This window comes from Dietzia sp. HMSC21D01, assembly GCF_001815995.1.
Lineage (GTDB): Bacteria > Actinomycetota > Actinomycetes > Mycobacteriales > Mycobacteriaceae > Dietzia > Dietzia cinnamea.
The window spans coordinates 1-9,179 of the sequence record NZ_KV824079.1 but is presented as its reverse complement, the minus strand read 5'-3'; the positions used below and the strand labels follow the sequence as shown (position 1 = coordinate 9,179).

Sequence of the window (9,179 nt, the reverse complement as noted above, 5' to 3'; positions counted from 1 at the left end):
CCCCGCCGGCCCGGTGACGGGGACCCCTCGCCGTCGTCCTCCGCGGCGGTTTCCACGCTCCGCCTCGCCGCCGCGCCGCACGGGTGGGCCGCCCCGGCGCGCATCGGCGCCCGGTCCGGAGGCCAGTTCGAGTACCGACGCGACGGCATCCGCGTGGACATGGGGGAGGGCGCGCGGCTCCACGTGGACATCACCGACCCCGTGGAGTGGCCGCATCGCGCCGTCGGCGGGTCGAGCATCTTCCAGTCGGTTCCCGCGCTCAACCAGTACTGGCACCCCTGGCTGCTCGGCGGGCGCGCCAGCGGATGGGCCGAGCTCGACGGCCGGCGCTGGGACTTCGACGACGCCGAGGTGTACGGCGAGAAGAACTGGGGCGCGGAGGGCTTCCCCGACTCCTGGTGGTGGGGGCAGGCGCAGGCGTTCTCCGAGCCCGACACCTGCGTCGCGTTCGCCGGCGGTCAGATCCACTCCGGCCCGCTGCGCACCGAGGTCACCGCGCTCGTCGTGCGGCTCCCGGGCGGGCGCGTCGTGCGGCTCGGCAACCCCGTGGTCTCGCCCGTACGTGCCGACGTCACCGACGAGAGGTGGGAGCTCGAGGGACGCGGCTACGGCTGGGACATCCGCGTCAGCGGCCGCTCGCCGCTCGACCGCGCGCACGTCCTGCCCGTGCCGCTGCCGTCGGAGAACCGCAACTCCGCGGGGTCGATCGAGCACCTGACCGGGGAGCTCGAGGTGGAGGTACGACGGCGAGGGCGGCTGGTGTGGTCGGATCGCAGCTGGCTGGCCGCGCTCGAACACGGAGGTCTCGACCGGGCCGAGGCCGAGCTGCGGAGGCGCGGTGTGCCGGAGGGGGAGACGGGCGCGCCGCCGGTGTAGGCGGGGTGCGGGGATCGCGCGGAGGCGCGTGTTCAGATCTTGCGCAGGCGCAGCCGCTGGATGGAGTGATCCGAGTTCTTGCGCAGCACCAGCGTGGCGCGCGGTCGGGTGGGGAGGATGTTCTCCACGAGGTTCGGCCGGTTGATCGAGTTCCAGATCTCACGCGCGGCCAGGCGCGCCGCGTTGTCGGACAGGTCGGCGTAGTGCGCGAAGTGCGAGCCCGGGTTGGAGAACGACGTGCTGCGCAGTTCGAGGAACCGCTCGATGTACCACTGCTCGATGTCCTCGATCCGCGCGTCCACGTAGAGCGAGAAGTCGAACAGGTCCGAGACCATGAGCCGCGGGCCGGTCTGCAGGACGTTGAGGCCTTCGACGATGAGGATGTCCGGCCGCTGCACCTCTATGTGCTCACCCGGCACGATGTCGTACTTGGTGTGTGAGTAGACCGGCGCGCGGACCAGGGGCGCACCGGACTTGACCTCGGTGACGAAACGCAGCAGCGCGCGGCGGTCGTACGACTCCGGGTACCCCTTGCGGTGCATGAGCCCACGGCGCTGGAGCTCACGATTGGGGTAGAGGAACCCGTCGGTTGTCACCAGGTCCACCCGGGGGTGGGAGTCCCAGCGGGTGAGCAGCGCGCGCAGCACACGGGCGGAGGTGGACTTGCCCACCGCGACCGAGCCGGCGACACCGATCACGAACGGCATCGGTGCGTCGACGGTCTCGCCGAGGAACAGGTTGGTGGACTGGAACAGCCGCTGACGTGCGGAGACCTGCAGGTGGATGAGGCGGCTGAGCGGGAGGTAGATCTCCGCGATCTCGTCCAGGTCGAGGTGCTCGCCGAGGCCGCGAAGCCCTTCGAGATCCTGCTCGGTGAGGACCATGGGCATCGCACGCCGCAGCCGCCGCCAGCTACGGCGGTCGAACTCCACGTACGGCGTGTAGTCGCCGGCATGTCTGCTCACGGGTTCCGATTGTGGCAGGTGGCCACGGGGGAGAGGGTGTCAGGGTGCGTGGCACTAGACTGACGACGACGACGAGACGAGCCGTGGCCCACACGATTCGTACGAAGCGAGAAGCCCACGCGCGAGGAGCAACGATGACCGACCCGAACACCGACGTGTTCTCCGCCTCCCTGTCCGAACTGGATCCGGAGGTCGCCGAGGCGATGGCCGGCGAGCTGGCCCGTCAGCGGGACACGCTCGAGATGATCGCGTCGGAGAACTTCGTGCCGCGCTCGGTGCTGCAGGCGCAGGGGTCGGTCCTGACCAACAAGTACGCCGAGGGCTACCCGGGACGCCGCTACTACGGCGGGTGCGAGCACGTGGACGTCATCGAGAACCTGGCGCGCGACCGCGCCAAGGAGGTCTTCGGCGCCAAGTACGCCAACGTCCAGCCGCACGCCGGGGCCCAGGCCAACGCCGCCGTGCTCATGGCGCTCGCCGCGCCGGGCTCCAAGATCATGGGGCTGTCCCTGGCCCACGGTGGGCACCTCACGCACGGCATGAAGCTCAACTTCTCCGGCCAGCTGTACGAGGTCGCCGCCTACGAGGTCGACGCCGAGACGATGCTCGTCGACATGGACGCCGTCCGTGAGATGGCTCTGGCGGAGAAGCCCGACGTCATCATCGCCGGCTGGTCGGCCTACCCCCGGACGCTGGACTTCGCGAAGTTCCGCGAGATCGCCGACGAGGTCGGCGCCAAGCTGTGGGTGGACATGGCGCACTTCGCCGGCCTGGTTGCCGCGGGCCTGCACCCGAGCCCCGTCCCGCACGCAGACGTCGTCTCCACGACCGTGCACAAGACGCTCGGCGGGCCGCGCTCCGGCATGATCCTCACCAACGACCTCGAGCTGTTCAAGAAGCTCAACTCGACGGTGTTCCCCGGCCAGCAGGGCGGGCCGCTCATGCACGCGATCGCCGCCAAGGCCACGGCCATGAAGATCGCCGGGACCGAGCAGTTCCGTGAGCGGCAGCAGCGCACCCTGGAGGGCGCGAAGATCCTCGCCGAGAGGCTCACCGCCGAGGACTGCAAGAACGCCGGTGTCTCCGTCCTCACCGGGGGGACCGACGTCCACCTGGTGCTGGTCGACCTGCGTGACTCGGAGCTGGACGGTCAGCAGGCCGAGGACCTGCTGCACGAGGTCGGCATCACCGTGAACCGTAACGCCGTGCCGTTCGACCCCCGGCCGCCGATGGTCACCTCCGGCCTGCGGATCGGCACGCCCGCCCTGGCGACGCGCGGCTTCACCGCGGACGACTTCCGCGAGGTCGCCGACATCATCGGCGCCGCCCTCGCCGCGGGTAAGAACGCCGACGTCGCCGCCCTGCGCGAGCGCGTCACGGCGTTGGCCAGGTCCAAGCCCCTCTACGAGGGCCTCGAGGACTGGACGATCCTGGGCTGAGGACTCCGAGACACACGACGACAGGCGGGGGTCGATGACCGACGAGAGCGCGGGCATCGGCCCCCGCCTGCGCGTGGGATACGTTCCCGGCGTGCAGCCCGACAAGTGGCTCACCCGGTGGCGCGAGCGCAACCCCGGAGTGCCGATCACGGCACGACGAGTGGGGGACCCGCGCCCGGACCTGGCACGGTCCGCCGGCGACGACGGCTTCGACGTGATCTTCCTCCGCGAGGCCGACGATGCGCCGCGGTCGGCGCCGCCTGGACTCCTGCGGATCCCCCTGTACACCGAGACCATGGCCGTGCTCGCCGGGAAAGATCACGAGCTCGGGGCGTTCGACACGCTGAGCGCTGAGGACCTCGAGGCCGAGCGATGGCTCGATCCGGTCGACGCGGTCACGGCGACGCCGGAGGAGGTGTCCGCCGCCGTCGACCTGGTCGCGGCCGGAATCGGGCTGCTCGCGCTACCGCTGCCGTACGCACGTTCGCTGAGTCGTCGGGACGTGGTGGCCCGGCCGCTGGAGGGTGTCCCGACCACCCGCACGGGAGTGGCGTGGTCGCCCGCCAGGGAGGGCGACGAGCTCATCGACGAGTTCGTCGGGATCGTGCGGGGCCGAACGGCATCGACGTCGCGGGGTGCGGGGGAGCCACCGCGCGAGAAGCGCACGGCCCGCGAGAAAACGGCGGCGAAGGCGCGGGCGCGCGCCGAGCGCGGGACGCGGCCGGCGGAGCGGGGCATGTCCCCGGCGAGGGGTAAGCGGAGGCGCTGACCGCCGCTGGTCAGTGGGCGGTCGCCCCGACCATCCGGCGGGCGAACTCGACGTGGCGACACACGACGTCATCAGCGCTCAGCGGGCCGTCGGGTCGGTACCAGTTCGCGATGGAGACGCACAGTGACGCGATCGCTCGCGCCGCGTCCTCGGGGAACTCGCAGGCGAAGTCGCCGGACTCGACGCCCGCGCGAATGGCGTCCTCGATCATCTTCTGCTGGGCGTCGCGTTGGCCGACGTGATGGGCGCGCACCTCCGGCTCCATGCTGCGCATCTCGGTGGAGGCGACGAACGCCTGGTCGCGCCGGGCCATGTGGAAGCGGGCGAGACATTCCACCACGTTCTCGAAGCGGGTCACCGGATCGTCGCCGGCGTCGTCGGCGGCAGCGGCGGTGTTGGCGAGCATCTCGGCCATCGCGGTGTCGACCAGGGCGGCGAGGATCGCCTGCTTGGAGCGGTAGTGGTGGTACAGGCCGGGCACCGACAGGCCGGCGGCCTCGGCGATCATCCGGATAGAAGCTCCGTGGTAGCCGTGGCGCGCGAACACGCCCAGCGCCGCGCGTAGGGGAGGGGAGAGCGCGTCGTCTCCGAACTCGCGCCAATCCGCCGTGGTCGCGATCTCCTCGCTCATTTCCATGACCCTATAACCGCCCTCCGCTTGACACCCAATGTGGTGTAAGCAACACTATGGCACACCGAGCGATCGCTCGGTCGGCTACGCCGGATCCGGCGGTGACGGGAGGAGCGAGATGAGTCAGAGCGACCTGCGACCATGGCGGGAGCTGTACCGTCCAGGGCTGGACGAGGGTGCGGTGGCGCGACGATCGAGCCTGGTCGAGGCGTGGCGCCAGCGCGTCACTGCGGCGCCGGATCGGGTGGCGATCGCCTACTTCGACACCGAGCTGTCCGCGACCGAGGTCGACCAGATGTCCGACGCGCTCGCCACCGCGCTCCAGGCCCGCGGCGTGGCGCCGGGCGACCGGGTGGGCATCCACCTGCAGAACATCCCCCAGTACGCGCTGGCGATGCTCGCGCTGTGGAAGATCGGCGCCGCGGCCGTGGTGCTCAACCCGATGTACTTCGGACGCGAGCTCCTACTCCCGGTCGCCGACTCCGGTGCCGTCGGGATCATCGCCACCGACAGGGACGTGCCCGCCATCCGGGACGCCGTCAGCGGTACGGACGTGGCCTGGGTCGTCAGCACCAGCGAGCGGGATCTGCAGACGCGGAACGATCCCCGCGCGTTCGGTGACGAGCAGCCGGCGGAGCCCTCCGCGGACGGGGACCTCGTCGAGCTCATCCGCCGGTTCGAGGGTCGCACGCCGGAGCAGGTCACGGTCACGGCGGACGATCTGGCGCTGCTCACCTACACGTCGGGCACGACCGGGCCGCCGAAGGGGGCCATGAACTCGCACGGCAACGTCGTCGCGGTCGCCCGGAGTCTCGCGGACTTCGTCGATGTGGCGCCGGGGGACGTCGTCCTGGCCATCGCTCCGCTTTTCCACATCACCGGCGCCGTCGCCAACGCCACGCTCGCCCTCATCGGCGACGCGACGCTCGTCTTCGCGGGCCGGTTCCGGCCGGAGGTCGTGCTCGATGCTTTCCGTGAGCACGGCGTCACGTTCACGATCGGTTCGATCACCGCGTATAACGCGCTCATGCGCCTGGAGGATGCGGGGCCGGAGCACTTCGCCGCGGTCAAGACCCTCTACAGCGGTGGTGCCCCCATCCCGCCGTCGACGGTCGAGCGGTTCGCCGAGCGGTTCGGGCACTACATCCACAACGGCTACGGCATGACGGAGACGACCTCCGGCGTGATCGCCGTGCCGCCGGGCCTGCGGGCGCCGGTCGACGCCGCCAGCGGCACCCTGTCCATCGGCGTGCCGTTGCCAGGGATCGATGCCCAGGTCGTCGACGCGGACGACACCCCCGTCGCGCCCGGCGAGCAGGGCGAACTCGTGCTGTCCGGGCCTCAGATCGTCTCGGGCTACTGGCGCAACGAGGCCGCGACCGAGTCGACCATGCCCGGCGGGCGTCTGCACACCGGTGACGTCGCCGTCATGGACGCGGCCGGCTGGGTCTACCTCGTCGACCGGCTAAAGGACCAGATCAACGCCTCCGGCTACAAGGTCTGGCCGCGCGAGGTCGAGGACGCCCTCTACGAACACGACGCCGTGTTCGAGGCCGCCGTCGTCGGCCTGCCCGACGAGTACCGCGGGGAGAAGGTCGTCGCGTTCGTCTCGCTCAAGGCCGGCGGTACCGCCACGGAGGACGAGCTGATCGCGTTCGCCGCCGCCCGGCTCGCCGCCTACAAGCGACCGGCCGAGATCCACCTCGTCCCCGAACTTCCCAAGACCCAGACCGGCAAGATCCGCCGTCGCGAGCTCCGAGACGCGCATGCCCCCGACCAGCCCTGACCACGCGCCCCGAACTTCCCCTCACACCGAAGGACACTGAGATGGCCGAGGCCACCCTGAACCCCGGCGACAACGGAGCCATTACCGCCGACGCCGCACCACCCGTGCAGACGGCACGGGGAAACCGCAGCAGCATCCGGTCCCTGGCCGCCAGCACCACCGGGCAGCTGTTCGAGTGGTACGAGTGGACCGCCTACGCGGTCTTCGCGCCCTACATCGCCGCAGCGATGTTCAACAACGACAACCCGGTGTCCGCGCTGCTGGCCACCCTCGCCGTCTTCGCGGTCGGCTTCCTCATGCGCCCCCTCGGCGGGATCGTCTTCGGCCGGATCGCCGACGTGAAGGGCCGCAAGTTCGTCCTCATCACCACCATGCTCATGATGGCCGGCGCGAGTCTGCTCATCGGCCTGCTGCCGACCTACGGAGCACTCGGGATCGTCGCCTCCGGCCTGCTGCTGCTGTGCCGCATGGTCCAGGGCTTCGCGCACGGCGGCGAGTCGGCGACCGCCTACAGCTACGTCGCCGAGATCGCGCCCCCGCACCGTCGCGGCATGTGGGGCAGCCTCGTCTTTGTCGCCATCATGGGCGGCACCGTGATCGCCTACGGCATCGGCGGCGGCATCACCGCCGTGCTGTCGGAGAGCGCCGTGGGCGAGTGGGGCTGGCGCGTGCCGTTCCTGCTCGGCGCCGTGTTCGCCCTGTTCGTGCTCTACCTGCGTCGCGGCATGGAGGAATCCGACGTCTTCGACAAGGCCGCGGCCGAGGCCGAGGCGTCCGGAACCGCGGTCACGTTCTCGCGGCGCAAGCTGGCCGGCGCGATCGCCCTCGTCGTGGCCATGGTCTCCGGCATCACGGTCGCGCACTACACGTGGAGCTCCTACGCGTCGACGTTCGCCATCACGCAGCGCGACATGGACTCCGAGTCCGCGTTCTGGATGATCTTCGCCAGCCAGCTCATCGCGCTGGGCACCCTGCCGCTGTGGGGTCTGCTCTCGGACCACATCGGCCGCCGCCCGGTGATCTTCATCTTCGGTGTCGGCACCATCATCACCACGCCGGTGCTGATGGGGATGATCGACGAGCGCCCGTGGACGCTGTTCGTCGCCTCGCTCATCGCGATGACGCTCGTCGCCGCCGCCGGGTCGATCCTGTCCTCGTTCATGTCCGAGGCGTTCCCCACCAAGATGCGCACCGCCGGCATCGGGTTCGCCTACTCGCTCTCGGTCGCCGTGTTCGGCGGCAGCGCCCCGTACCTCAACGCCCAGTTCATCGAGTGGGACCTGTACTGGATGATCAGCGCGTACATCATCTTCCTGTGCGTCTGCACCATGGTCGCGACCGCCTTCATGAAGGAGACCCGGGGTCACGACCTGCACCGGGTCGGCGAGCACTGACACGGCGCCTCCGACCCACGCAGCCCCCAGGTCTGCTCCGAACCGTTCACCCGGCCGCCCATCAACAGCGAGGATCGAACTCCATGACCCCATCATCGTCAGAGGCCACGGGCCTGTCGCTCGACCAGCTGCTCCGCCCCGACATCGTGGGTCCGAAGATCGCCGAGGCCACCGGCGACCGGGCGTGGACCGATTTCGACGCCGAGCTCATCGCCGGCGGCAAGTCGAACCTCACGTTCACGCTCCGCTCGGACGCCGGTGAGCTCATCCTGCGGCGGCCACCCACGGGGAAGCTCCTGCCGAGCGCCCACGACATGGGCCGGGAGGCGCGCATCCAGCTCGGGCTCGCGGACACGGACGTGCCGGTCGCGAAGGTGGTGCTCAACGAGACCACCGGTGAGGACCTGGGCGTGCCGTACTACGTGATGGAGAAGGTGGTCGGCCACGTCATCCGTGACGTGCTACCGCCGGGCTTCGCCGAGTCCGACGACGACAAGGCGGCCATGGCCGACGCCCAGATCGACGCCCTGGTCGCGCTCCATGCCGTGGACCAGGACGCCGTGGGCCTGTCCGATCTCGGACGCCCGGAGGGCTATCTGGAGCGACAACTCCGACGCTGGCTGGGCCAGTCGGAGAAGTCCAGTGCCTCTGTCCGGGCCGAGCGCCTGCCCGACCTGGCGGCGCGTCTCGGCGAGAGCATGCCCACCTCTCCGTCGTCGCGGATCATCCACGGTGACTACCGACTGGACAACTACGTCGTCGACCCCGACGACCCGGGGCGCATCAAGGCGATCCTCGACTGGGAGCTGTCCACGCTCGGTGACCCCGTCGCCGACCTGGCACAGACCGTCCTGTACTGGGGCGATCCCGACGGGCCGACGGTGCCGCTCATCCCCACCGTCACCACCGAACCCGGGTGGCCGGGGCCGCAGCGCCTCCTCGACCGGTACTGCGACGCCACCGGCACGGACCCGTCCCACATGCCCTGGTACCTGGCGTTCGCCACGTTCAAGTTCGCCGCCATCGCCCAGGGCGTGGCCACCCGCTCCGAGGCCGGCGACATGGCCGGGCAGGACTTCGGAGACATCGGCCCGCAGATCCGCGAGCTGGTCGACCACGGCCACTCGATCCTCGACTCCCGGAAGGGGACCAAGTGATGACCGACGCCACCACCGCCGCGCCGTCGCCCGTCGATCCGCGCACGGGACCTCAGTCGGCGGCGCCCGTTCTCGACCGCTTCCGGCTGGACGGCCGCGTCGCCGTGATCACCGGCGCGTCCTCCGGCCTCGGGGCGGGATTCGCCCGCGCGCTGTCCTCGG

The 9,179-nt window shown here is 70.5% G+C and carries 8 protein-coding genes and 1 pseudogene; 7 read left to right on the top strand and 2 right to left on the bottom strand.

Annotation, left to right across the window (positions count from 1 at the left end; all coding sequences use genetic code 11):
- Positions 1–876, top strand: an 876-nt coding sequence (locus HMPREF3086_RS15135; RefSeq protein ID WP_070722729.1) for a tocopherol cyclase family protein, incomplete at its 5' end; no start/stop codon positions are given.
- A 32-nt stretch (positions 877–908) separates the two neighbouring features.
- Here HMPREF3086_RS15135 and coaA read toward each other — a convergent pair.
- Positions 909–1,841 carry a type I pantothenate kinase gene (coaA, locus tag HMPREF3086_RS15130; RefSeq protein WP_070722727.1) on the bottom strand — a complete coding sequence of 311 codons (933 nt, stop codon included), beginning with the start codon at positions 1,839–1,841 and terminating at the stop codon, positions 909–911.
- A gap of 134 nt (positions 1,842–1,975) precedes the next feature.
- Between coaA and glyA the strand changes: the two genes are divergently transcribed.
- Entirely contained in the window at positions 1,976–3,280 is a 1,305-nt protein-coding gene (gene glyA / locus HMPREF3086_RS15125; protein ID WP_070722724.1) for a serine hydroxymethyltransferase, read from the top strand.
- A gap of 34 nt (positions 3,281–3,314) precedes the next feature.
- Positions 3,315–4,049, top strand: coding sequence for a LysR family transcriptional regulator substrate-binding protein (locus HMPREF3086_RS15120; RefSeq protein WP_070722723.1), 735 nt, complete (start codon positions 3,315–3,317; stop codon positions 4,047–4,049).
- 10 nt (positions 4,050–4,059) lie between these two features.
- On the opposite strand, the gene HMPREF3086_RS15115 is transcribed toward HMPREF3086_RS15120, so the two are convergent.
- Positions 4,060–4,686: a TetR/AcrR family transcriptional regulator gene (locus HMPREF3086_RS15115; protein ID WP_070722721.1), complete on the bottom strand. Its 627-nt coding sequence runs from the start codon at positions 4,684–4,686 to the stop codon at positions 4,060–4,062.
- Between the two features lie 112 nt (positions 4,687–4,798).
- On the opposite strand from HMPREF3086_RS15115, the gene HMPREF3086_RS15110 reads away from it, so the two are divergent.
- From HMPREF3086_RS15110 to HMPREF3086_RS19675, 4 genes and pseudogenes are all read left to right on the top strand, one after another.
- Positions 4,799–6,466 carry a class I adenylate-forming enzyme family protein gene (locus HMPREF3086_RS15110; RefSeq protein ID WP_070722718.1) on the top strand — a complete coding sequence of 556 codons (1,668 nt, stop codon included), beginning with the start codon at positions 4,799–4,801 and terminating at the stop codon, positions 6,464–6,466.
- Positions 6,467–6,507: 41 nt separating this feature from the next.
- The gene (locus HMPREF3086_RS15105) at positions 6,508–7,860 is read left to right on the top strand and encodes an MFS transporter (protein WP_174705746.1); all 1,353 of its coding nucleotides are present in this window, start codon (positions 6,508–6,510) and stop codon (positions 7,858–7,860) included.
- Between the two features lie 83 nt (positions 7,861–7,943).
- Positions 7,944–9,017, top strand: coding sequence for a phosphotransferase family protein (locus HMPREF3086_RS15100; RefSeq protein ID WP_070722716.1), 1,074 nt, complete (start codon positions 7,944–7,946; stop codon positions 9,015–9,017).
- A pseudogene (locus HMPREF3086_RS19675) lies at positions 9,017–9,179 on the top strand (short-chain dehydrogenase); the annotation flags it as partial. The gene HMPREF3086_RS15100 and the pseudogene HMPREF3086_RS19675, both read left to right, overlap by 1 nt.

Coding starts and splice junctions, on each gene's coding strand:
- HMPREF3086_RS15105 (WP_174705746.1), top strand. CDS start 6,508: ATGGCCGAGGCCACCCTGAACCCCGGCGACAACGGAGCCATTACCGCC.
- HMPREF3086_RS15100 (WP_070722716.1), top strand. CDS start 7,944: ATGACCCCATCATCGTCAGAGGCCACGGGCCTGTCGCTCGACCAGCTG.
- HMPREF3086_RS15110 (WP_070722718.1), top strand. CDS start 4,799: ATGAGTCAGAGCGACCTGCGACCATGGCGGGAGCTGTACCGTCCAGGG.
- HMPREF3086_RS15115 (WP_070722721.1), bottom strand. CDS start 4,686: ATGGAAATGAGCGAGGAGATCGCGACCACGGCGGATTGGCGCGAGTTC.
- HMPREF3086_RS15120 (WP_070722723.1), top strand. CDS start 3,315: ATGACCGACGAGAGCGCGGGCATCGGCCCCCGCCTGCGCGTGGGATAC.
- glyA (WP_070722724.1), top strand. CDS start 1,976: ATGACCGACCCGAACACCGACGTGTTCTCCGCCTCCCTGTCCGAACTG.